The organism is Roseibium marinum, assembly GCF_002906165.1.
Lineage (GTDB): Bacteria > Pseudomonadota > Alphaproteobacteria > Rhizobiales > Stappiaceae > Roseibium > Roseibium marinum.
Window position 1 is genome coordinate 1,130,113 of record NZ_PPCN01000001.1, and the last position, 22,576, is coordinate 1,152,688.

Genomic DNA, 22,576 nt, shown 5'->3' on the forward strand with positions numbered 1-22,576 from the left:
GCGAACGCTCAGCCGAACAGCCAGACAAGAAACAGGGAAATGGGCGGGTAGTAGGTAATGATCACAAGATCGAGGAGCAGCACGCCGATATAGGGCCAGATAGCGGTCACGATCTTCTCGATGGGAACCTTGGTGATCGCCGAGGCGATGAACAGATCGACGCCGAGCGGCGGCGTGACGGTGCCGATGCTGAGGTTCACCGAGACGATGATGCCGAAAAGCACCGGGTCGATACCGAAGCTCATGGCGGCCGGATAAAGGATGGAGGTGAAGATCACGATGGCGGCGGCGGCGTTCATGATGCAGCCGACGAACAGCAGGAAGACATTCACCAGAAGCAGGTAGACGATCGGTCCGCCCGCGACTTCGGCCAGATAGGCGGAAATGCTTTGCGGGATCTGGTTGATCGTGATCAGCCAGGCAAAGACCCCGGCAGCGTTCATGATGAACATCACGACGGCGGAGGACAGGACCGCCTTGTAGAAGGCTCTGTAGAGATCCGCCAGCGTCAGCTCCCTGTAGAGGCAGCCGACGATCAGGCCGTAGAGCACGGCGACGATGGCTGCCTCGGTCGGCGTGAAAACGCCGCCGTAAATGCCGGAGAGGATGATGACCGGCATGAGAAGCGGCAGGAAGGCGGCGCGGAAGCTGTCCCAAATGCCCGGCAGGCCCTGGAACTCGGTCTTCTCGATGCCGTCCCGCCGGGTGAGGAACCAGTTCAGTGCCAGCATGCTGATACAGATCACGATCCCCGGCGCCATGCCCGCGAGGAAGAGGTCGGCGATGGAAACCCCGCTGACGACGCCATATAGAATGAGCAGGATGCTCGGTGGAATGATCATTCCCGTCACGCCGGCCGCGGCTATGGTGGCGGCGGTGTATTGCGGGCGGTAGCCCTTTTCCTCCATCGGTCCGTTCATCACCCCGCCGATGGCTGCGACCGTGGCCGCGTTCGACCCGGAAAGCGCGGCGAAGAAACTCGAGCCGAGAATGGCGACCGCCCCGAGCCCGCCGGTCAGGTGTCCGACCAGGGAGCCCGCGAAATTGACCAGCCGGCGGGACATGCCGCCCGTCGACATGATTTCACCGGCGAGGATGAAAAACGGAATGGCCAGCAGCGGGAAGGAATTGTTCGTCGACAGCATGCGCTGCGCGGCGATCTGCAGATCGATGCCGCTGAGTATCAGCCCCAGGACACTCGACAGGCCCAGCGCCACCGCGATCGGCGTGCGGATGAGCATGAGCAGTATAAGAGATCCAAAAATCGCGGCTGTTACCATGGCTGTCTACCGGTTCCGGCTGTGATGGGGCATAATCAACGCCCTTTGGTATTACTGGCCTTCGGAAAGAAGCTCGGCGGCGGGCGCCCTGAGCTGCTTCACGGTCAGTTCCAGCGAATAGAGGATGAGAAAGGCCATTCCGACGGGAATGGCGCCGTAAACCCAGGCCATGGAGATTTCCAGCGCGGGGGAGATCTGCGGTTGAACCCGCAGGGTCAGCCGCAAGCCGTTGACCAGGATCAGCGCGAAGAAAACGATGCCGAGCAGCGTGGCGCTCAAAACCGCGGTGCGGTGCAGCCCGAGGGGAAGATGGGAAACGACCACCCCGATCGCCGCGTGAAGGTTTCGCCTCAGGGCAACGGCCGACCCGAGGCTGATCATCCAGATGAAGAGATAACGGATGAGCTCGTCGGGAAAGGCCAGCGAACTCTCGATGATGAAGCGGAAGACCACCGTCGCGATGCCGAGAACGAACATCGCGGCGAAGCTCAGGACGCACACCACCGACAGGGCGGACTCGGAGAGGTCGAGGAATTTCTTGATGACCTGCATGTTTTGAGTTTCCCTGCCGGTGGTTTCGCCGCTTACTTCGTGTCGACCGCGGACTGGATAAGATCCGCGCCGATCTTCTCACGGTATTCATCCCAGACCGGCTCCATGGCCGCCTGGAAGGCCGCGGCCTGCTCCGGGGTCAGGCGGGTGACCGTCATTCCGTCGCTTTCCATTTCCTTCAGATAGGACGCTTCCACCGCATTCAGGGCTTCGCGCTCCCAGTCCTGGGTCTCAAGGGCGGTTTCCGTGAACAGCTCTTTCACACCGTCCGGGGCCGACTGCCACAGCTTGTCGCTGGCCAGGAACATGATGCCCGCCCACTGATGGCGGGATAGCGTGATGTTGCCCTGGACCTTGTCGAAACCGAAAGCCTTGACGTTGCCGACCGGGTTATCCTGTCCGTCGACCGTGCCCTGTTGCAGGCCGGTGAAGACTTCCGAGAGCGCCATTGGCGTCGGGTTGGCGCCCAGGGCCTTGAAAGTGGCCACGTTGAGCGGGTTGTTCACGACGCGGAACTTGACGCCTTTCATGTCGTCAGGCATCTCGATTTTCTTGTCGCGGGTCGTGATCGTGCGGAACCCGCTCTCATACATCGCGAGCGTGTGGATACCGGTCACCTTCTGCAGGCCCTCATAAAGCGACTGGCCGACCGGTCCGTCGGACACCGCATAGGCGTGCTCGCTGTCGCGAAAGAGAAATGGCAGGTAGAAGATGTCCAGCGGCGAATAGAAGCTCGCCACATTGGTGGTCGGCACGAGCGCGAAGTCGACCACGCCGATCTGCGCGGCTTCCACGAGTTCGCGGGACGAGCCGATGGTGCTGTTCGGATAGACCTGGATCGTGATCTTTCCGCCGGTCTTTTCGCCGATTTCGTCGGCGAATTTCTGCGCGCCTTTGGCGAGCGGATGGTTTTCGTTATAGGGATGCCCGAATTTCAGGGTCAATTCCGGATAGTCTTCGGCGCCGGCAGCGCTCAGGGTCATCAGGCCGAGGGAACCAGCCGCAACGGCGGTTCGCGCAGCCCGAAACAGCTTGCCGGTCAAGCTGCGGGAAGAAGGTAAGGTCAGGTTCATGGAAGGTGCTCCTGTCTGCGTTTGAAAAATCCGCGTGATGGGCTTCACCGCCCATTCTCGTTTTTCTCTCCGGCGCCCTGACGGGCGCCGTCATTTCAAAAAACTTCCTGCAGCGGAGACTGCTCGGCCGCGCTCGTGGGAACGATTTCGATCACCCGGTCGCTCGGCGGCACGAATATCCGCTGCCAGGTAATCGGCGCGTTGCGGTAGCTCAGTCCGCCAATCGACCAGACGATGCCGTATTGGCCGTGCGGCACATTCAGCGTCCGTGTCACCCGGGGCGGCAGGGGCTGGCAGGCCATGGTCTGTTGCGTGTTGATTGTCGGCGCGTTGAAACGCTCGGCCAGAAAGTCGCGGAAGGAAACGCCGTTCAGGGTCGCTTCGCTCATGCCGGCGATTTCGGAAAAGCGGCTGGCGGGCAGATAGATCTCGCTGAAGACATCGAATTCGTCATTCACATTCACCAGACGTTGGATGTGAATGTAGTTGTCCTCACGCTCACCGAAGAAACTGCTCCAGGGACCGCTCTCGCGGATGGTTTCGATGCCGACAATCTTGAAATAGACCGGCAGAAGCCGCGTGCCGCCCTCGGCCATGAAGCGGAAGTGCTGCAACTGGCCTTCCTGGGCACGGGCTCCGGTCACGAAAGTGCCGCGGCCGTGATGGCGCTCGACCACTCCCATCTGCACCAGCGAACGCAAGGCGCGCTGTACCGTCCCCAGGCTGGCTTTCATTTCAACGGCGAGCTGGTCTTCGGCGGGCAGGCGGTCGCCAGGCACCCAGCGCCCGTCTTCGATGGCGCTCAGGATCTCTTCGGAGATCCTGCGGTGTTTGGCCTTGGCTCCACCTGATTTACTGCCGGGGACAACCCGCAGCGGTTTCTGCGTCATGGATAGGTCCTCTCTAGGACTTTGCTTAAAGCACCATAAAACAGAATATTTTGATATCAAGTCCTATATAGGAATAAAGAGAACTTGAATATTTTATAATCATGAAGCCCAAATAAGGTGCGAAATTCTCGGAAGTAGTGTCCAGGCGCTATGCAGAACAAGGCGAAACCGTCACTCCTCTATAGGATGCGGGATAGAAATCTTGCGACTTTGTGCTGTGGCCGAAGTCTTTTCTGCCCGCCGCCACGCATCTGTGTTTACCGGACCAGGATCGTCCCGCAGGCCGGGCGCGACCGTGAACACGGGCAACAGGACGGCAAGTCTGCGGGTGCTTCGCCGCCGTCGACGGGCCAATAGGACGGCTCCGCATCGGGAATTCGCCTTGTCGTGAAACCGATTGCCCGCAAACAAGGCTGGAAAATTCCCGCGCGCTGGTCTAAGCGCTGGAGGAACGATTTTGGCGGGCCGGGCTTGCACGAACCGCCGGGAACAAGGATTTCAGCGTGGAAGATCTCAGCCTACTCTCACTTGGCCTCCTGGCCCTCGCCCTTCTGGCAACCGGCCTTGTGGCGGGGATCATCGCGGGACTGCTCGGCGTTGGTGGCGGGATCGTCATCGTTCCGGTGCTCTTCTACATGTTCACCGCGCTGAAGATCGACTCGTCGGTGCTGATGCATGTGGCGGTCGGAACATCGCTCGCGACGATCCTGGGAACCGGCGCCTCTTCCGCCCGCGCCCATTACAAACGCGGCAGCGTGGACATGGATCTGTTGAAGCGCTGGTGGTGGGCGATCGCGCTGGGCGTCATTGCCGGGGGAACCCTGGCGGGCAACATTTCCGGCGGTGCGCTGACGCTGGTTTTCGGTGTCGTCGCTCTGGCCGTTTCCGCCAACATGATGTTCCGCAAAAACGGCTCCGCTCTGGCTGAAAGCCTTCCGGGAAGCCCCTTGAAGGAAGTGCTCGGCTTCCTCATCGGCGGCATCTCCGTGATGATGGGCATCGGCGGCGGAACGCTCGGCGTGCCGACACTCACCCTGTTCAACTACCCGATCCATAAGGCGGTCGGCACGGCGGCCGCCATCGGCCTGATCATCGCCGTGCCGGGAACCTTGCTGTCGATCTATTTCGGCTGGGGTGTCGAAGGCCGCCCGCCGCTGTCGCTCGGCTATGTCAATCTGATCGGTCTGTTGCTGATCATCCCCGTTTCGACCCTGGCGGCACCGCTCGGTGCCAAGATTGCCCACGCGATCGACCCGTCCAGGCTCAAGCTGGTCTTCGCGCTGTTTCTTGGCTTCACCGGTCTGCGCATGATCTACGGCGCCGTCTTCTGAGAGGTGCGTTGGGAAAAATCGCAGCCCATACCGGGATCTGACCGAAGAAACGCTGATGGGTGGATCAAAAGGTTTCATTGGTTCCGAGCGGAGATTCGAGGGATAATGCAACATCTTGTCGCCGCTTGGCTGCGATCTCCTCAAATCATGGACAGCAATGCCTGAGAAAAATGTCACTCTCAGCCTGAAAGGCTGCGTGCGGGGCGCCATGATGTGTGTCCCTGTCTTCCCCGGCATCATCGCGCTCGGCGCTGTGTTCGGCACGGTAGCGGCGCAAAAGGGGCTGACTTTCCTTGAAACGCTGATGATCAATTCGCTGGTCTTTGCCGGCGCCAGCCAATTCGTCGCCATGGAAGTCTACGACGATCCGCTCACCTGGGGCACGCTCGTCGCGATGGTCGGGGTCACGGGCGCCGTCAATATGCGCATGCTGCTGATCGGCGCAAGCCTGCGGCCGTGGCTCGGCAAGGTTCCCGCCTACAAGACCTACCCGGCTTTATATCTCCTCACCGATCTCAACTGGCTTCTGGCGCTCTCCGAATACGGCAAGGGAGAGCGGGACTGGGGCATCTATCTCGGCAGCGGATTGATCGTCTGGTCGGTATGGTCGCTCTCGGTCATTCCGGGATATTTCGCCGGCAGCCTGATTTCCGATCCCAAAGCCTTCGGACTGGATGTGGTCCTGCCGGCCTTTTTCGCCGCGCTTCTGGTCCCGCTCTGGAAGGGCAGGCGCCAGACGGTGAGCTGGCTGGCGGCAGGCGTCGTCGCCGCTCTCACCTGGTACCTTGTCGGCGGCTACTGGAGCATCTTCACCGGTGCGCTCGCCGGCGCCTTCGCGGGGGCCTATCTCGATGACTGACGCCGCATTCTCCGCCGACAGGATGTTTGTTCTGGCGGTGCTCTCCATGGCCTTGTTCACCTATGCACTGAGGGCGGGTGGTTACTGGATCATGGGCCGGCTGCCGATCACGCCGAGGGTGCGTCGAGGCCTGGAATCCCTGCCCGGAGCGATCATCGTTTCGACGGTATTGCCGATCGTGCTGCAGGGCGGCCTTGCCGTCGGCCTTTGCCTTGTCGTTGCTGCCGCGGTCCAGGTGCGGCTGCGCAAGGAATATGTCGCGGTCTTCGCTGCCGCCGCTGCCGCAGCCGGCCTGCGAGCCGCCGGGCTTTAGTCTTTCAAACCGAGTGAGGCGCGCGCAAACTGTGTGGTGTCGTCCATGCCGCCGTCCGCGTCGATTCCAGTCCACGTCAACTGGCCCAGGTCGTAGCCAAGCTGTTTGTCGATGACATCCGTGGTGGCGTCCGAGGCATCGCCCGCGCGTGCTGCGACCCGCTCCTTGAGCGTCGCGGCCGGGGCGATCAGCCACAGCCCCGTGAAGCCGGCTTCCACATGGCGCGCGATCGCCTCGATCCGTGTCCGCTCGTCTTCCTCGGCGAACACCGCGTCGTAGATGGCGCAATGACCGGCCGCCAGCACCGCCCGGATCGTCTCGTCCAGCGCCTGATAGACCCGGTCGCTCGCCTCCTGTGTGTAGGCTTCCTCCGGTGCCTTCTCCGTTTCGGGGATATTCAGTAGACGTTTGCGCATCACGTCCGTGCGCAGAACCCTTGCGCCGGGGGCGTGGCCGATCCCGGGTGCAAGGCTGTAGGCCAAAGTGGTTTTGCCGGTACCGGACAGCCCGCCGATGGCAACCAGATGCGGCACGGACGGTTCCAGAAACGAAAGGGCGTATTTGAAATAGGTTCGAGCCTGCTCCTGCTGGGTCTCTCTCTGTTTGGGGTCCTGCTGGCTGAGAGCCGAGCTGGCCGCGATTTTGGAGCGGATGGCCGCGCGCATCATCAGATAGAAGGGCAGGGCCGCCAGTCCTTCCGGATGATCGTCCAGCCGGCTCTTGTCCAGATAGCGGTTGAAAATCCGGTTGGCGGAGCGGTGCTGGCCGCGCTCCCAGAGATCCATCAGCAGGAAGGCAAGATCGTAAAGCACGTCGCCGGTGGCGATGGCATCGGAAAACTCGACCGCGTCGAACAGCACCGGCCTGGCATCGATCAGGACGATATTGCGCAGATGCGCATCGCCGTGACAGCGCCGCACCAGACCCTGTTCGCCCCGTTTCACGATCAGCTCACGGAGCGAGGAGAGGACCGATCGCGACGTTTCGCTCAAATGGCGCACGTCCTCGGTCGCAAACAGCTCCGGAAATTCGTGGAAGGCCACCTCGTTCTGCTCGACATAGGACGCGAGCTCATCATGGAAACCGCCGCCGCCGCGCACAGGCGCCGTTTCATGGGCGTCCACCATCATCTGTGCGAGACTGTCGGACAGATCGTCGGTAAATGGCGCCTTTTCCGCCATGACGTCCAGTTCGTTGCGCCGGTCGAAACGGTTCATTTCAACGGCCCATTCCACCGGTTCTCCCGCGCCGTCAAGCGCCAGCCGGCCGTCGGCTTCGAGCGTTATCGGCAATGCTCGCAGGTAGATCTGCGGGGCATTGTCCTTGTTGCAGGTGATTTCCGCCCGGCAGGCTTCCTCGCGCAGCGCCAGCGTCGAGTAATCCAGAAAGGGGAACCTGACTTCCCGCTTGACCTTGTAGGCCTTGCTGCCGGTCAGGAACACAATGTTGGCATGGGTGTCGATCCGCTTGGTGCCGCCACGTCCGGGATCGCCAGGATCGTCTGAAGGCAGGTCTTCCAGGAATTTCAGAACTTCGTCCTGGGAACGGGCCGGATCCATGATTTTTCCTTCTGCTGCGCCTGGAAGATTGTGCCTTGCGGGCGGCCGTACTGGTTTGATCCTGCTCAATGTGGCATGACAGCGATGTGGCACATATAATCTGAAATGTCAGCAAAGGAAGAAACCATGGGCGACCATCCGGCTTTGAAAAAGATCAGGCTCAACCTGGCCAGAACGAAAGAATTCCCGCAAGGCTCGGCACGCCATGGCTACGAGTTTACCGCTCCGCTGGACGAAACCGGCCACATTGACGCCTCTCACTGGAAAAAAGAACGCGATCATTGCCGCGTGCGCCGGTTCTGGGGCGGCGAGGAAGAGGAAATCGGCCATCTGATTCATCGGCCGGGCGGCTCCTGGGCCTTTCACTACGACATTGATGGCGAGGATGACGACGAAGCCGGCTACCGTTTCGGCGCGCATGCCTTCAATCCGGGTGAATATGTCTCCATCAAGGACGAGGACGGTGACTTGCACACGTTCCAGGTGGTGACAGTCCAGCCTGTCTGACCTGGTGTTCGATCAACCTGTTTGACAGGGTCTCATCTGACGGCGGACAGGTTGATCGGCTGTGAACTTCTCGCGGCATACAGCGGAGAAGCGCCGCGTGCCACCTCAGCTTCCCTCCCTTCCGGAATGAAGTCATTGCCAATTAATCTGGTTCTGGCCTCTGACAGGTCTGTCTTTCATACGCTATAGAATGATCAGCGGAATTTGCGATCAGGAAGCGGGACATGGACCAGAAGACCGGTGGTGAATTGTTGGTGGAGGCGCTCGAGCTTCACGGGGCGGAACGGGTGTTTTGCGTGCCGGGCGAGAGCTATCTGGCGGTCCTCGACGCGCTTTACGATGCGTCCATCCCGATCACCGTTTGCCGTCAGGAAGGCGGCGCGGCGATGATGGCCGATGCCCATGGCAAGCTGACGGGCAAGCCGGGCATCTGTATGGTCACGCGCGGCCCGGGCGCGACCAATGCCTCCGCAGGCGTTCATGTCGCCGCGCAGGATTCCACGCCGATGATTCTCTTTGTCGGCCAGATCGAACGCGGCATGCGCGAGCGGGAAGCCTTTCAGGAGATCGACTACCGCCAGATGTTCGGCGGCATTGCCAAATGGGTCGCCGAGATCGACCATGCGGCCCGCGTTCCCGAATTCATTTCCCGCGCCTATCACGTCGCGACCTCCGGCCGTCCGGGACCGGTCGTCCTCGCATTGCCGGAAGACATGCTGGTGGAAAAGGCGGAAGCCGCCCAGCCGCCGGCCTGGCAACAGGTGGAGACCCATCCCGGCCTGACGCAGATGGTCGATTTGCAGAAGCGGCTCTGGGCGGCCGAGCGTCCCGTCGCGATCCTGGGAGGCAGCCGCTGGTCGCAAGACGCCGTTGCCGCCTTCACCCGCTTTGCCGAGCGCTTCGATCTGCCCGTCGCCTGTTCCTTCCGCCGCCAGATGCTGTTCGACAACCTGCATGGAAACTATGCCGGCGATGTCGGCATCGGCATCAATCCGAAACTGCTGGCGCGGATAAAGGCGTCCGACCTGGTTCTGTTGGTCGGCGGACGGCTGTCCGAAATGCCGAGCCAGTCCTATTCGCTTTTTGACATCCCGGCTCCGGCGCAGCAGCTCGTGCATGTTCACGCCGACGCCGAAGAACTGGGCCGCGTCTACCGCCCCGCGCTGGCGATCCATGCCAGTCCGACCGCGTTCTGCAAGGCGGCGGAAGGATTGCAGCCGCCGAACGAGATCAAGGGGGCTGGCGAGGCCGCCAAGGCCCATCGGGACTATCTGGACTGGTCCGGCGCCCGTCCCGTCACTCCCGGCGCCCTGCAGATGGCCGGCGTCATGGACTGGCTTGAGAACAATCTTGGCGAGGATGCCGTCTGCACCAACGGCGCCGGCAATTACGCCACCTGGCTGCACCGGTTCCACCGCTTCCGCCGCTTCGGCACGCAGGCCGCGCCGACCTCCGGATCGATGGGTTACGGACTGCCTGCCGCCGTTGCGGCCAAACTGGCGTTCCCCGATCGGGAAGTGGTCTGTTTCGCCGGCGACGGCTGCCTGCAGATGACCCTGCAGGAATTCGGCACCGCTTGCCAGGAAGGCGCGAACATCATCGTGCTGGCGATCGACAACGGCATGTACGGCACCATCCGCATGCACCAGGAACGCAATTATCCGGGACGCCCTTCCGCGACACGGCTGGTGAACCCGGACTTCGCCGCGCTCGCCCGCAGCTATGGCGCTTTCGGCGAAACGGTGGAGGCGACAGACGCGTTCGGCCCGGCTTACGAGCGCGCCCGCGCATCGGGGCTTCCGGCAATCCTTCACCTGAAGCTCGATCCCGAAGCGCTCACTCCGTCGGCATCTTTGTCCGAAATCCGCGCGGCGGCGGTGAAACGGAGCTGAGGCACGTCGCCCAACGTCTCGGGCTTCCGGTTCGAAGCTGATCCGCAAGCCCGTCGCATGTCCTTGAAAGCGTTAGGATCAGACGTCTTCCGGCAGGTCCGCGACCGGCAGGGTGACCAGGGCGATGCCGGGATCGTCCGGCGAGGTGCCGACGGTGAAGCCGAGATCCCGGCACATGGAGATCATCTGGGTGTTGTCCTTCAGGACTTCCCCCTTGATCGTTGCGATGCCGTCGGCCTTTGCGTAGCGGATGATGAGTTTCATCAGCATCCATCCAAGCCCCATGCCCTTGAGGTCGGAACGGACCATGATCGCATATTCGCCGGTCTGATGATCGGGGTCGGCGTGAAGGCGAACCACACCGAGCAGCGTTCCGTCATCCGGATTGATCGCTGCGAAGGCGATGGACCTTGCATAATCGAGCTGGGTGAGCCGGGCGAGAAAACGGTGGCTGAAGTCGCGCACCGGGGCGAAGAAGCGCAGACGCAGATCCTCCGGCGTGACGGCCTCGAAGAAGGTCTTGAACATGTCCTCGTCTTCCGGCCGCACCGGCCGTATGAAAATCTCGCGGCCGTCCTTGAGGGACTGTTTCTGCTCCCATTCCTGCGGATAGGGTGTGATGGCCAGGCGGGAACTGCCGGTACGCCCGGGGCGCTTTTCCGGATGGCAAAGCGTCATGCGGGCGTCGAGCGCGATCAGTCCGCTTGGAAGAGAGACCATCGGGTTGATGTCCAGCTCCAGTATTTCCGGAATGTCGATGGTGATCTGCGAGAGCTTGACCAATGCCTGGGCGAGTGCCGCCTTGTCCAGCACCGGACGGGAGGGCCCGCCGTCCAGCAGCCGCGCGATCTGCGTCCGGTCGATCTGCGCTTCAGCCAGGTTGAGGTCGAGCGGTGGGAGTTCCAGGGCGATATCCCGGCTCTCTTCGATGGACGTTCCACCATGGCCGAAAACGAGCACCGGTCCGAATTCCGGCGTTTCGGCGAGACCCATATAAAGCTCCAGCCCGTGCCGGTCTTCCAGCATAGGATGGACGGAAATGCCTTCGATGCGGGCCTGCGGGTAGTCCCTGCGGGTCTTGGCGATCAGTTCGGCCGCGGCGTCCTTGACGGCGTCGGGGCTCTCCAGTCCGAGCCGGACGCCGTCGATGCGGGACTTGAACGGCAGGTCCGGCGAGATCAGCTTGGCGACGCAATGTCTCGCGGTGCTGAAAAACGGCTTCGAGAGGCTTGCGGCGTCTTCCGCGGTGGATGCCAGGGCCGTTTCCATGATCGGCAGCTCATAGGCTTCAAGGACGGCGCAGACTTCCGGCGGGCTGAGCCAGCTCCGGCCTTCGGCAAGAGCCTTGTCAACGATGTTTCTTGCTCGGGCGACGTCCGGGGTAAAACTGGCCGGCAGGCTCGGTGGCGCAGCCATCAGGAACTTGCGGGCCCTGGCATCATGGGCCAGATACATGAGGCTGCGGGCCGCTTCGGCGGGACTGCCGCAATTGGGGATCCTGGCATCGGACAGTTGCGACCTGACGCTTTCGTTCGCACCTATGAGGCCCGCAACCAGCGCTTTGCGCCGGCCGGTTCGTTTACGCTCAAGCCCGGCTGCCTCGGTGATCGCTCCGGCAATGGCGGACAGGGACTGGAAGGCGCTGGCGGCCTGCAGCACGAGCGCCCCGTCGACGGCCGGATCCCTCAGGACTGTCGTGACCGCGGTGGTGATGTCTTGCGGGGAAACATTCTCTCGCAGGACGACGGTGCCGCCCGCCGCCGGGGTCACGTCGAGGTCGGCATAGCTGCGGCTCAGACCGGCAAGCGCTTCGCGTGTTTCGGGGCCGAGGTCCGCGAATTGACCGCCAAGGTCCATGAGCCGGTCGATGGCGAGGCTGGCGAGGCTTCGGCCGCTTGCGATCACCGCAAGCGTCTCGCAGCGCGGAATGCGCACATTGGAGAGAGTCTGCAGCGCTTCGAACATTTCGTCGAGATCGTTCACCCGAAGCAGGCCGGTTCTGCGGAAGACCGCTTCATAGACCATGTCGGTCCCGGCGAGACGGCCGGCATGGGTCCGTCCGGTTCCGCCGGTGTCGCGGCTTTTGCCGGAGCGGATGACGATCACGGGCTTGCTGCGCGCCGCCGCCCGCGCCGCCGAAATGAATTTCCTTGGAAAGGCGATGCCTTCCACATGCAGCATGATCGACCGGGTCCGGTAGTCCTGGGCGAAATAGTCGATCAGGTCGCCGACATCAACGTCCATGCGGGCACCGAGGGAAACGACGGCGGAGAAACCGGCGTTGTGGGTTTTCGCCCAGGAGAGCGTTGCATTGAGCACGGCTCCGGACCGGGAAAAGAACGCGATATCCCCCTTGTCCGGCCGTTCGGCGCTTAACAGCGCATTCAGCCCGCTTGCGGGGACCGCCAGTCCGAGACTGCCGGGTCCGATCATGCGAAGATTGAATTTTCTGGCCGCGTCCCGGCAGGCCTGCATCAGTTCGTCGGGCCAGATTTCAAAGCCGGGTGAGGGAATGAGGACCGCACGGGTGCCACCCGCGCCGAGCTTTGCGATCGTGTCCGGCAAGGCCTCGGCCGCGGCGAGATAGATGGCCAGGTCCGGCATCGCCTCCAGGTCGTCCAGCCTTTCGGCCTTCGTGCCCTTGAAGGGGACGTCCTGGTCGATACCCACCAGCGTCACACCATGCCCGGATTCAATGTCCTTGAGGCAATCGACCAACTTGTCCGTCAGGACGCCCGGGTGCCGGCACGGTCCAAGGACGGCGATGGAACGCGGTGCGAAAAATCCTTCGATATTGCGAATGGTCACGACGGCGGTCCTTTCGAAAAAGCCGGAGACGACGCCAAACGTAATGAAATTTCAGGACAACTTGGAGACAAAAATACCCGCGGGTCCGGAGTGCCCCGGTCCCGCGGGTTTCTCGCATGCGGAAAGTTTTAGTGCGCCATCAGAATCGGGACCGTCATGGCCTCCAGAATCTCCCGGGTGGCGCCGCCGAACAGGAACTCGCGCATCCGGCTATGCCCGTAGCCGCCCATCACCACAAGGTCGTTGCCGTTGTCGGAGACATGGTTCAGAACCGCGTCGGCAACGCCCGTTTGCGGATTGGTGACCACCTCGACCGTGACGTTCATGTTGTGGCGGGCGAGATAATTGGCGACATCGGCGCCCGGCTGACCTTTCTCCGGCGTTGCTTTCTTCTCTATCACCAGCACAGTGATATCGTCCGCCTTCTCCAGGATAGGCAGAGCGGCGTGGATCGCACGGGTCGCGGTGGAACTGCCGTCCCATCCGACCAGTACCTTTTTCGGCTGATACGCCGTGCTGCCGATATAGGGCACCAGCAGAACCGGCACGCCGCTTTCAAACAGGACTGTCTCGATCAAAAGTTCGCGCATCGGTTCCGGCCGGTCCGGATTGGCCTGGCCGATGACCACGAGATCGGTTGGCCGGCAGTGCGCGAGAACGTTTTCCAGCGGGCCGCCCGTCAGGATTTCCGCCATGCGGCTTTCGCTTTTCGTTCCGGCCAGTCTGGCGAGCTCGTCAAACTGCTTCCTGGATTCCTTTGCGGCGGCAACAGCCTGTTCGTGCGCGGCCTGCAGATAATCGACAGGCATCGGCGCTGCTGCGAAGGCAGGCACCACAGGTTCGAACGACACTGCAAGGCCGGTGACATGTGCGTCATGGTTGCGGCCGAATTCCAAGGCGTATTTGGCGGCCGGCTGATCGCCGGCAAGATCCAAAACGGTCAAAATATCTTTGATAGGCATTTATTTCTCCTACGGCTGGAATCACCGTTACCGACCAGCCTTGTCAAAATTCTAGAGGACACGCAACCCATGTTCCTTGACGCGCATCAAATGAGAGGGCCGTTCCAAAACCGCCGCGTGGCGCGCGAAAAGGCAGGAACCTGCCCGGGATTCTTGCAGCGATCGGCTTGCGGGGCTTCACAAAGCTCAAAATCCCCATGAAACCTGTTGTCTAGTCGGACTGGCACAGGTCATGCTAAGGGATCAACAACTTGGTACGGGTCTGCGCCGCGGTAAGCGTCCAGGCTGAGGGACCAGGGAATTGAGTTCATGACCAAACTGATCTGGGAGGATCCCATGCTCTTTTCACTCAAGTCCGCAACCGCGGTTTCCGCGGCTGCGCTCTCTCTTGTCTTTGCGACCGAAACTTTTGCGGCCGACGTCACCTGGAACGTCTCGCTGTGGGGCAAGCGCCGCGCTTTTACCGAACATGTCGAGAAGCTCGCCGAGGAAGTGTCGGCGAAAACCGACGGAAAGTTCGAGCTGAAGCTGAACTATGGCGAAGCGCTGTCGAAGTCCCGGGAGAACCTCGACGGCATTTCCTTCGGTGCGTTCGAGATGGCGCAGATTTGCGCCTCCTACCATCCGGACAAGAACCCCAGCCTGACCGTTCTGGAACTGCCGTTCCTGGGGGTCAAGGACCTGAACGAGGAAATCAAGGTGTCGATGAAGCTCTATGAGCATCCGGCGGTGAAGGAAGACCTTGCCCGTTGGAACGCCATGGCTCTCATGCCTTCACCGATGCCGCAGTATAACTTCGCCGGCAAGGGGGACGCTCCCAAGACCGTTTCCGACTTCGACGGCATGCGTGTCCGCGCCCTCGGCGGGATCGGCCAGCTGATGAACGCCGTTGGCGCGGTGCCGACGTCCGTCACCGCTTCGGAAACCTATCAGGCCATTGATTCCGGTACGGTTGCCGCAGCCAGCTTCGCGCCGCATGCGCATCTTTCCTTCAAGGTCGTGGAAGTCGCCGATTGGTGGACGAAGAACCTCAATCCGGGAACGGTCCAGTGTCCGGTGATCGTCAATATCGACGCCTATAACGCCCTTCCGGACGACTTCAAGGCAGCGCTGGACAGCTCCGTCAGCCCGGCGCTGGCCCACTACCTGGAAACCTATGACAAGGTTTACGAAAAGTGGTGGCCGGAACTGGAAAACCGTGGCGTGACCCAGATCGAGTTTTCCGAGGAAGACCTGGCGGCCTTCAGCGAAAAGGCCGGTCCGATCCATGCTGCATGGGTTGAGGAAAACACCGCCAACGGTCTCCCCGCCCAGGAAATCCTCGACATGGTCAAGACGACCCTCTCCAACTAAGCCCGGACCTGCAGGCTTGTGAACCAGACACTCCCCGACGCATTTCGCGCCGGGGAGCCATTGCTCGGGGCTGACACTCATGACTATGACCGATCCCGGTGGACGTTCCATCTCGGAACGCCCGGTGACCTATATCCGCTTCGACGGCTGGCTCGGCCATGTCGAAAATGCATTCAATATGTTTGCGGCCTTTTCCATCCTGTCCCTGATGCTGCTGGCGGTGATCCAGGTGATCGGCCGGCTGCTCTTCAACATACCGATACCCGGCTTCATCGATATCACCGAGCAGGCCATGGCGATCTTCGCCTTTGCGGGTGTCGCCTATTGCCAGCGGGTCGGCGGGCATATCCGTATGGAAATCGTGCTCGGCAAGCTGAACGGGCGCACGCTCTATGTCTGCGAGATGCTGGGTGTGATGCTGGTCGCCTTGACGGTGGCGCTATTGATCTGGGGATCCTTGTATCATTTCGACCGGTCCTGGACGATCGGCGACAGCACCATGGACATCCGGCTGCCGACTTGGCCCTCCAAGCTGGTCATTCCGGCAGCGCTGGGTCTTCTGCTGTTGCGTCTTCTCATGCAGATCTACGGCTATGCCCGGCTGGTCGCCGACCCCACACGCATGCCTGTCGCCGTTCCGATGATCGAGGATGTGGAAGAACATGCCCGCCATGAAATCGAGGAAGCCCTCGGGGATGACGCCGTCGAAGGAGACGCCAGATGACGCCGTTTGAAGTTGGCATCCTGATGACCGGCGTCCTGCTCGTCCTTGTCGTCATCGGTGTGCGCGTGGCTTTCGCTGCCGCCTTCACCGGGCTTGTCGGACTGATTGTGCTGTTCTCCATGAAAATGGGGTTTGAACGCGGCTTTTTCGTCGCTCTCAAGATGGCCGGCACGATCCCGCATTCCAAGTCCGTCACCTACGCCCTGTCTGTCCTGCCGACCTTTATCCTGATCGGTTTCCTGGCCTTTTATGCGGGCTTCACCAAGCAGCTCTTTGAAGCGGCCAAACGCTGGCTCGGCTGGCTGCCGGGCGGCATGGCTGTCGGCACGGTCTTCTCCACGGCCGGCTTTGCCGCCGTCTCCGGCGCGTCCGTTGCGACAGCGGCCGTCTTTGCCCGCGTCGCCATTCCGGAAATGCTGGCAGCCGGTTACTCCAAGCGCCTGTCGGCCGCCGTCGTCGCCGCGGGCGGAACCCTCGCCTCGCTGATTCCGCCGTCGGCGATCCTGGTGATCTACGCGATCCTGGTGGAACAGTCGGTCGGCAAGCTGCTGATCGCCGGTTTCCTGCCGGGTGTCTTTTCCGCGCTGATCTACGTCGGCATCATCGTTGCCGTGGCGTCCTGGCGCGGCGATGCCCCGCCGGTGAAGGGTTATACGTGGGGGGAACGCTTCGAGAGCGTTCCGGGAACCCTGCCGATCATCGCCGTCGTGGCGATCATCTTCTGCTCGTTCTTCTTCGGACTGGCAACGCCCACCGAGGCAGGCTCGCTCGGCGCCTTCGTGGTGCTGGTGGTGGCCTTCATGAAGGGCATGAGAACCCGGCAACTCGGCCAGGCGCTGCATGAAACGGCGAAACTCACCGTGATGATCTTCACGCTCATCTGGGGCGTCCTGCTCTATGTGCGCTTCCTTGGCTTCGCCGGTCTTCCCGACGCTTTCAAGGTTTTCATCGTCAGTCTGGAGTTCTCTCCCTGGATCGTGATGATCTGCATCCTGCTGGCCTATGCGGTGCTCGGCATGTTCATGGACGCGATCGGCATGCTGATCCTGACGCTGCCGGTGGTCTATCCGGCGGTGATGGCACTCAATGGCGGTGAAGGCGTCTCGGCGGCCGACAGCGCCTTCGGCATGTCGGGCGAGGCCTGCGCCATCTGGTTCGGGATTCTGGTGGTCAAGATGGCGGAGCTCTGTCTGATCACGCCACCCATAGGACTCAACTGTTTCGTGGTCTCTGGCGTGCGGCCGGATATTCCGGTTCAGGAAGTTTTCCGGGGCTGCGTACCGTTCTTCGTGGCGGACGTCCTGACAATCGGCGGCCTGCTGGCCTTCCCGTCGATCATCACCATCCTGCCGGAACTGATGGGCTGATCGGGTTCCGGAGAGACCGGGCGACGGGCTGAGCCGCGCAAGGGATACGCAAAAGAAAACGCCGCCGGAGACAACTCTCCGGCGGCGTTTTCTGTTTGTTGCGGGGACAACAATCTCTTGTATTTCAAGCCCGGCGAATGGCCGCCGCCTCAGTCGAAGACAGGCGCCAGACCTTGTGCCGTGTCGAACCGGTTGGTTCCCGGTGTCCCGGCGAAGAAGCCGTTCACGATCAAGATATACAGGCCAAAGAAAGCGCCGATAATAGGAATGAACATGATGAGCAGCAACAGGCCCGATACGTTCCTGTCATGGCAGCGCCGGACTTCCAGCGACCAGTAATTGACAAGCCCGGCGATGAAGAGCGCTGTATAAACCAGACCTGTACCGGACATGAAAAGGGCATTGGTGACGGAAACCTGGCTCATCTCTGCCAATGCGGGCTGCGTCGAGCTGATGAATGCGAAGAGCAGACCCAAAAGCAAGACACACCGCGCAATGCCGATGGACCAGTATTCCAACCGACCGATCCGCCCCTGAAAGCTGAAAAACAGCGCAAGGGTGTTTGTGAGCACCGCCCAGAGGGAAAAGCCGTCTTCATCGTCGAAGGGAAGGGCGCTGCCGCCCGCCGGGGCGTAAGCCGCTGTGGCGTGGCCAGATGAATAATGCGATGGCCGCTGCCCCCGCTGCGATGGGGTTTCCCGGGAAAGGCCCCGCCTTCCAAATTCCTTGCGCTGCGTTGGCATTATGGCCTCCGTCACGAATATCGATTGATCGAACGGAAGAGACGCTACGCGATACGGCTTAAAATTGGCGTAAGGGAGTTTGTTAAAACTGAATGAATTCGCCGATTTGGCACCGGACAGTTCTTAAAACAGGTTGCCCTGATCAGCCCGCGCCGGTTTGCCCGGTCCGCTTTTCTTTGGCTTTGCCGGCTTTGGCGTGGCGCTGTCGCTCATGGCGACCGCGTCGATGCTGCCGTCCGCAAGCTCGATCGACAGGGCCGCGCCGGAGGCAACAGCGGCGGCGGAGCGGACCGGCTGTCCCTCGTCATCGCGCACCACCGCGTAGCCGCGCGCCAGAACGTCCTTGTAGGACAGGGACTTCAGCAGCTTCTGCAGACCGTCCAGCCGTGTTTTCTCCTGGCCGACACGCGAGAGATAGGCACGGTCCAGCCTGTCCGTCAGGCCGGTAAGGCGTTCCTTGCCAAGCGTTGCCTGCTGGGCAAGGCGGGCCGGGGTCAGCCGGACCGCCAGCGCCGCGAAGGCCTGACGCTTCTGGGCAACGGCGACATGCAGCGCCCGCTGTTGGCGTTCGCTATGGTTGGCAAGATCCTGCCGGGCCTTGGAGGTGAGACGGGAGAGCAGGACGGGCGACAGTCGGCCCGCGAGGTTCTGATGATGGGTGCGATGGGCCCTCGTGCTGACGATCAGCGCGCGCCCGAGGCCGCTTGCAAGATTGTCGAACTTCTGGCGCGGCAGGGCCAGCAGGTCCTGCGGGGCGGGCAGGGCCGCGCTTGCGGCGCGCAGCTCGGTTCGCCGGGTGGTGACGAAACGCACCAGGCCGGAATTGAGGCGCCGCGACCGGTCGTCGACCAGCGCCATCAGTTCGGCCTTGACCGGTACGGCGATTTCCGCCGCGCCCGTCGGGGTCGGCGCGCGCACATCCGCGGCCAGGTCGAGAAGCGTCCAGTCCGTCTCGTGGCCGACGGCGGATATCAGCGGGATCCCGCTCTCGGCGGCGGCGCGCACGACGGCTTCCTCGTTGAAGCCCCACAGGTCCTCGATGCTGCCGCCGCCGCGCGCGACGATCAGCAGATCCGGCCGCGGTATCGGCCCGCCGGGCTGGAGCGCATTGAAGCCGCGGATGCCGTTGGCGACTTCCGCGGCGCAGGTCTCGCCCTGCACCCGCACGGGCCACACCAGCACGTGCAGGGGAAAACGGTCGTCGATCCGGTGCAGGATGTCGCGGATGACGGCGCCGCTCGGCGAAGTGACCACACCGATGACCCTTGGTAGCGGCGGCAGAGGCCGCTTGCGCTCCTCGGCGAAAAGGCCTTCCGCCGCGAGCTTCTTCTTGCGCTCTTCCAGCAATGCCATCAGCGCCCCGGCTCCGGCCGGTTCCAGCGCGTCGATCACCATCTGGTATTTGGACTGGCCGGGGAATGTGGTGATCTTGCCCGTGGCGATCACCTCCAGGCCCTGTTCCGGCTGGATTTTCAGCTTCGAGGCGACGCCGCGCCAGATGACGCCGGACAGAACCGAGCGGTCATCCTTGAGGTCCAGATAGATATGCCCGGAACCGGGCCGCGAAATCCGCCCGAGCTCGCCGCGCACCCGCACGTAGCCGAACGCGTCTTCCATCGTGCGCTTGATGGAAAAGGAGATTTCGGAAACGGTGAATTCGGCGGCGTTCGAGGGTTTTTCGTCCACGGATGATTCCTTCTGACCCTTGGAAACTGGCCATAAAGCGGGGAAGGGTCAAGAGGCGCCATCGGATCGGCAATGTGAGCAAACATCACGGGTGGGGACGAGACGGGGAATCGAATAGTGTGAACAGTGCCGGGCGCGCCGCGCTCCGCCTTGAAACCCTCACATTCCAGCGACTACCTGAAAGCCATGGCAAAATACGAGTTCAAAATGCAACGCTTGTTTTTACGGCACATTCTCGCGGAGGGAGCGCGGATCGAGGCGGACCGCGGCCAGGCCAACTACCTTTTGAATGTCCTGCGGCTGAAGGACGGCGATTTCGTCCTGGTGTTCAACGGCAACGACGGCGAATGGCTGGCGAAAATCGCCAGCAATGGGCGCAGGGATTGCGCGCTGCAGCTCATGGAGCGCATGCGCGAACAGACCGAACCCAATGACCTGATGTATTTGTTCGCCCCGCTCAAGCACGCCCGTCTCGACTATATGGTTCAAAAGGCGGTGGAAATGGGCGCCGGCAGCCTGAAGCCGGTCATCACCCGGCATACGCAGTCAAGCCGGGTCAATCTGGAGCGCATGGAAGCCAATGTGATCGAGGCCGCCGAACAATGCGGCGTGCTTTGCGTTCCAAAGGTGCTTGCGCCGCAGCCCTTGAGCGATGTGCTGTCAGTCTGGCCGGAAGCGCAGCCCGGCCGCCGGCTGCTCTTCTGCGACGAGGCGGAAGGTTCGAACAATCCGCTTCTCGCCCTTGCCCAGATGAAAGACAAAGGCACTCAGCCACTCGCCGTGCTGATCGGCCCTGAAGGCGGGTTTTCAGAAGAGGAACGCGCCGAACTGCGCGCGCAGGAGTTCGTTACGCCGATCCCGCTCGGGCCGCGTATTCTCAGAGCCGATACCGCGGCGGTCGCCGCACTGACGATCATTCAGGCCACGCTGGGCGACTGGAGATAATCGCGGGAGGCGGGATATTCCTTCTCGTGACGATCCGTCCGGCATCGAAGACGCGGGCGCGGTACCCTTTTGCCGTGTTCAGAATAACTTGAACACCGGCGGCTGCTTATTTCCCGGCTTGCATTCTGCGCCCAACAAACCTAAATCACCGAAGCTCGAAAGCGTTTTCGGACGCGTCGGATTCAAGCGGTTCGCGGGGTGTTTCGACACTCCGGCTGACGCGCCGCGCAGCAACTAGGACGGTTTCATGGCCCGCGACACGGTCGATACCACACCGATTGAAACTGTGGCGGATCTGGCCGCGACGCTCGACGAGGGCTCAAAGCCGGAAGACCGGTTCAGGATCGGCACGGAACATGAAAAGTTCGGTTTCTGTCTGAATGAACTCAGCCCGATCCCCTATGAGGGCCCGAACGGGGTGCAGGCCGTCTTGCAGGGCATGGAAAAGCTGATCGGCTGGGAGCGGATCGAGGATGCCGGAAAGATCATCGGGCTTTCGGACGATCGGGGCGGCGGCGCCATTTCCATCGAGCCCGGCGGCCAGTTCGAACTCTCCGGCGCGCCGCTGGAAACACTCCACGAGACCTGCCGGGAAGCCAACCAGCACCTTGCGCAGGTCCGCCAGATAGCCGAACCGATGGGTGTCGGTTTTCTGGGGATCGGCATGGCGCCCACCTGGGCGCGCTCCGACATGCCGCGCATGCCGAAATCCCGCTATGACATCATGACCAACTACATGCCGAAGGTCGGCTCCCTCGGTCTCGACATGATGTACCGGACCTCCACCATCCAGGTGAATCTCGACTTTTCCTCCGAAGCCGACATGGTGACAAAAATGCGTGTCGGCCTCGCGCTGCAGCCGATCGCGACCGCCATATTCGCCAATTCGCCTTTTACCGACGGCAAGCCGAACGGCTTCAAATCCTTCCGTGCCCAGATCTGGACCGACACCGACACGGACCGGACTGGTGACATGCCCTTCGCCTTCGAGGAAGGTTTCGGCTTCGAACGCTATGTGGAATGGGCGCTGGACGTGCCGATGTATTTCGTCAAGCGCGGCGAGACCTATTACGACGTCACCGGCACGACCTTCCGGCAATTCATGACCGGCGCCCTCAAGGGCAAGGTGCCGGACGCGACGCCCAGTCTCGGCGACTGGAACAACCATCTGTCGACCTTGTTCCCCGATGTCCGCCTGAAGAAATATATCGAAATGCGCGGCGCCGACGGCGGCCCCTGGCGGCGCATCTGCGCCCTGCCGGCGCTCTGGGTCGGCCTGCTTTATGACAAGGGCGTCCTGGACCAGGCCAATGAACTGGTCAGGGACTGGACGCGCGAAGAGCGCGCCGCGCTGCGCCGCGACGTTCCGAAGACGGCGCTGCAGACGCCGTTCCGCGGCGGGACGGTTCTCGATGTCGCCAAGCAGGTCCTGGCGCTCTCCCAGGAAGGGCTCAAACGCCGAAACCGGTTGAGCGAGGGCGACCTTGACGAGCGGGTGCATCTCGCCCCGATCGAGGAGGGTCTTGCCTCCGGCATGTGCCCGGCCGATGTCCTGCTGCAGCGCTACAACGGATCCTGGAACGGCGACATCACCCAGGTGTTCCGCGACTACGCCTATTGAGGCCGGTTGCACGGCGAAAAACCCGTCGCTTCGATGGTTCCTGTGGGAGAGAGACGCTCTGTCACCTGTATTGACCTTGCGCCCGCAAAGGGTCACTCTCTTCAAGGCAGG

Annotated in this window: 19 protein-coding genes; 10 read left to right on the plus strand and 9 right to left on the minus strand. The window is 62.0% G+C overall.

Features of this window, described 5'->3' with window-relative positions:
* Positions 1-8: 8 nt before the first annotated feature.
* The 4 genes from CLV41_RS05315 to CLV41_RS05330 form a co-directional block, all read right to left on the minus strand.
* Entirely contained in the window at positions 9-1,280 is a 1,272-nt protein-coding gene (locus CLV41_RS05315) for a TRAP transporter large permease (protein WP_103221160.1), read from the minus strand.
* Between the two features lie 51 nt (positions 1,281-1,331).
* Complete coding sequence (locus CLV41_RS05320; protein WP_103221161.1) at positions 1,332-1,832, minus strand: TRAP transporter small permease; 501 nt, start codon at positions 1,830-1,832, stop codon at positions 1,332-1,334.
* A gap of 32 nt (positions 1,833-1,864) precedes the next feature.
* Positions 1,865-2,905 (minus strand): TRAP transporter substrate-binding protein, encoded by a 1,041-nt coding sequence (locus tag CLV41_RS05325; protein WP_103221162.1) that lies wholly within the window; start codon positions 2,903-2,905, stop codon positions 1,865-1,867.
* Between the two features lie 95 nt (positions 2,906-3,000).
* Positions 3,001-3,795: a GntR family transcriptional regulator gene (locus CLV41_RS05330; protein ID WP_103221163.1), complete on the minus strand. Its 795-nt coding sequence runs from the start codon at positions 3,793-3,795 to the stop codon at positions 3,001-3,003.
* A 503-nt stretch (positions 3,796-4,298) separates the two neighbouring features.
* On the opposite strand from CLV41_RS05330, the gene CLV41_RS05335 reads away from it, so the two are divergent.
* From CLV41_RS05335 to CLV41_RS05345, 3 genes are all read left to right on the plus strand, one after another.
* Positions 4,299-5,126: a sulfite exporter TauE/SafE family protein gene (locus CLV41_RS05335; RefSeq protein WP_103221164.1), complete on the plus strand. Its 828-nt coding sequence runs from the start codon at positions 4,299-4,301 to the stop codon at positions 5,124-5,126.
* 157 nt (positions 5,127-5,283) lie between these two features.
* Positions 5,284-5,985, plus strand: a complete 702-nt coding sequence (locus tag CLV41_RS05340; protein WP_103221165.1) for an AzlC family ABC transporter permease — start codon at positions 5,284-5,286, stop codon at positions 5,983-5,985.
* A complete protein-coding gene (locus CLV41_RS05345) occupies positions 5,978-6,298 on the plus strand; it encodes an AzlD family protein (protein WP_103221166.1) in 321 nt (106 codons plus the stop codon). Before CLV41_RS05340 ends, CLV41_RS05345 begins: the two co-directional genes overlap by 8 nt.
* Here the strand turns inward: CLV41_RS05345 and CLV41_RS05350 are convergent.
* Positions 6,295-7,857, minus strand: coding sequence for a bifunctional aminoglycoside phosphotransferase/ATP-binding protein (locus CLV41_RS05350; RefSeq protein ID WP_103221167.1), 1,563 nt, complete (start codon positions 7,855-7,857; stop codon positions 6,295-6,297). The genes CLV41_RS05345 and CLV41_RS05350 overlap by 4 nt on opposite strands.
* Positions 7,858-7,983: 126 nt before the next feature.
* On the opposite strand from CLV41_RS05350, the gene CLV41_RS05355 reads away from it, so the two are divergent.
* Both CLV41_RS05355 and CLV41_RS05360 read left to right on the plus strand, forming a co-directional pair.
* Positions 7,984-8,364, plus strand: coding sequence for a hypothetical protein (locus tag CLV41_RS05355; protein WP_103221168.1), 381 nt, complete (start codon positions 7,984-7,986; stop codon positions 8,362-8,364).
* A gap of 224 nt (positions 8,365-8,588) precedes the next feature.
* On the plus strand, positions 8,589-10,256 hold the full coding sequence (locus CLV41_RS05360; protein ID WP_103221169.1) for a thiamine pyrophosphate-binding protein: 1,668 nt from the start codon (positions 8,589-8,591) through the stop codon (positions 10,254-10,256).
* Between the two features lie 78 nt (positions 10,257-10,334).
* Here CLV41_RS05360 and CLV41_RS05365 read toward each other — a convergent pair whose 3' ends face one another.
* Together CLV41_RS05365 and CLV41_RS05370 are read right to left on the minus strand one after the other, a co-directional pair.
* Complete coding sequence (locus CLV41_RS05365) at positions 10,335-13,064, minus strand: bifunctional acetate--CoA ligase family protein/GNAT family N-acetyltransferase (protein WP_103221170.1); 2,730 nt, start codon at positions 13,062-13,064, stop codon at positions 10,335-10,337.
* A 128-nt stretch (positions 13,065-13,192) separates the two neighbouring features.
* Positions 13,193-14,026: a universal stress protein gene (locus CLV41_RS05370; RefSeq protein ID WP_103221171.1), complete on the minus strand. Its 834-nt coding sequence runs from the start codon at positions 14,024-14,026 to the stop codon at positions 13,193-13,195.
* A gap of 309 nt (positions 14,027-14,335) precedes the next feature.
* Here CLV41_RS05370 and CLV41_RS05375 point away from each other — a divergent pair, with 309 nt between their 5' ends.
* The 3 genes from CLV41_RS05375 to CLV41_RS05385 all read left to right on the plus strand — a co-directional run bounded on the left by CLV41_RS05375 (position 14,336) and on the right by CLV41_RS05385 (position 17,470).
* Positions 14,336-15,379: a C4-dicarboxylate TRAP transporter substrate-binding protein gene (locus CLV41_RS05375; RefSeq protein WP_235867059.1), complete on the plus strand. Its 1,044-nt coding sequence runs from the start codon at positions 14,336-14,338 to the stop codon at positions 15,377-15,379.
* 79 nt (positions 15,380-15,458) lie between these two features.
* Positions 15,459-16,103: a TRAP transporter small permease subunit gene (locus CLV41_RS05380; RefSeq protein WP_103221172.1), complete on the plus strand. Its 645-nt coding sequence runs from the start codon at positions 15,459-15,461 to the stop codon at positions 16,101-16,103.
* Positions 16,100-17,470 (plus strand): TRAP transporter large permease, encoded by a 1,371-nt coding sequence (locus CLV41_RS05385; RefSeq protein WP_103221173.1) that lies wholly within the window; start codon positions 16,100-16,102, stop codon positions 17,468-17,470. The genes CLV41_RS05380 and CLV41_RS05385 overlap by 4 nt, the downstream gene beginning before the upstream one ends.
* A gap of 149 nt (positions 17,471-17,619) precedes the next feature.
* Here the strand turns inward: CLV41_RS05385 and CLV41_RS05390 are convergent, their stop codons facing one another.
* Both CLV41_RS05390 and xseA read right to left on the minus strand, forming a co-directional pair.
* Positions 17,620-18,213, minus strand: coding sequence for a DUF805 domain-containing protein (locus tag CLV41_RS05390; RefSeq protein ID WP_103221174.1), 594 nt, complete (start codon positions 18,211-18,213; stop codon positions 17,620-17,622).
* A 123-nt stretch (positions 18,214-18,336) separates the two neighbouring features.
* The gene (gene xseA / locus CLV41_RS05395; protein ID WP_103221175.1) at positions 18,337-19,899 is read right to left on the minus strand and encodes an exodeoxyribonuclease VII large subunit; all 1,563 of its coding nucleotides are present in this window, start codon (positions 19,897-19,899) and stop codon (positions 18,337-18,339) included.
* Positions 19,900-20,085: 186 nt separating this feature from the next.
* Here xseA and CLV41_RS05400 point away from each other — a divergent pair, with 186 nt between their 5' ends.
* Positions 20,086-20,844 carry a 16S rRNA (uracil(1498)-N(3))-methyltransferase gene (locus CLV41_RS05400; protein WP_103221176.1) on the plus strand — a complete coding sequence of 253 codons (759 nt, stop codon included), beginning with the start codon at positions 20,086-20,088 and terminating at the stop codon, positions 20,842-20,844.
* A 247-nt stretch (positions 20,845-21,091) separates the two neighbouring features.
* The gene (locus CLV41_RS05405) at positions 21,092-22,465 is read left to right on the plus strand and encodes a glutamate--cysteine ligase (protein ID WP_103221177.1); all 1,374 of its coding nucleotides are present in this window, start codon (positions 21,092-21,094) and stop codon (positions 22,463-22,465) included.
* The last annotated feature ends 111 nt before the right edge of the window (positions 22,466-22,576 follow it).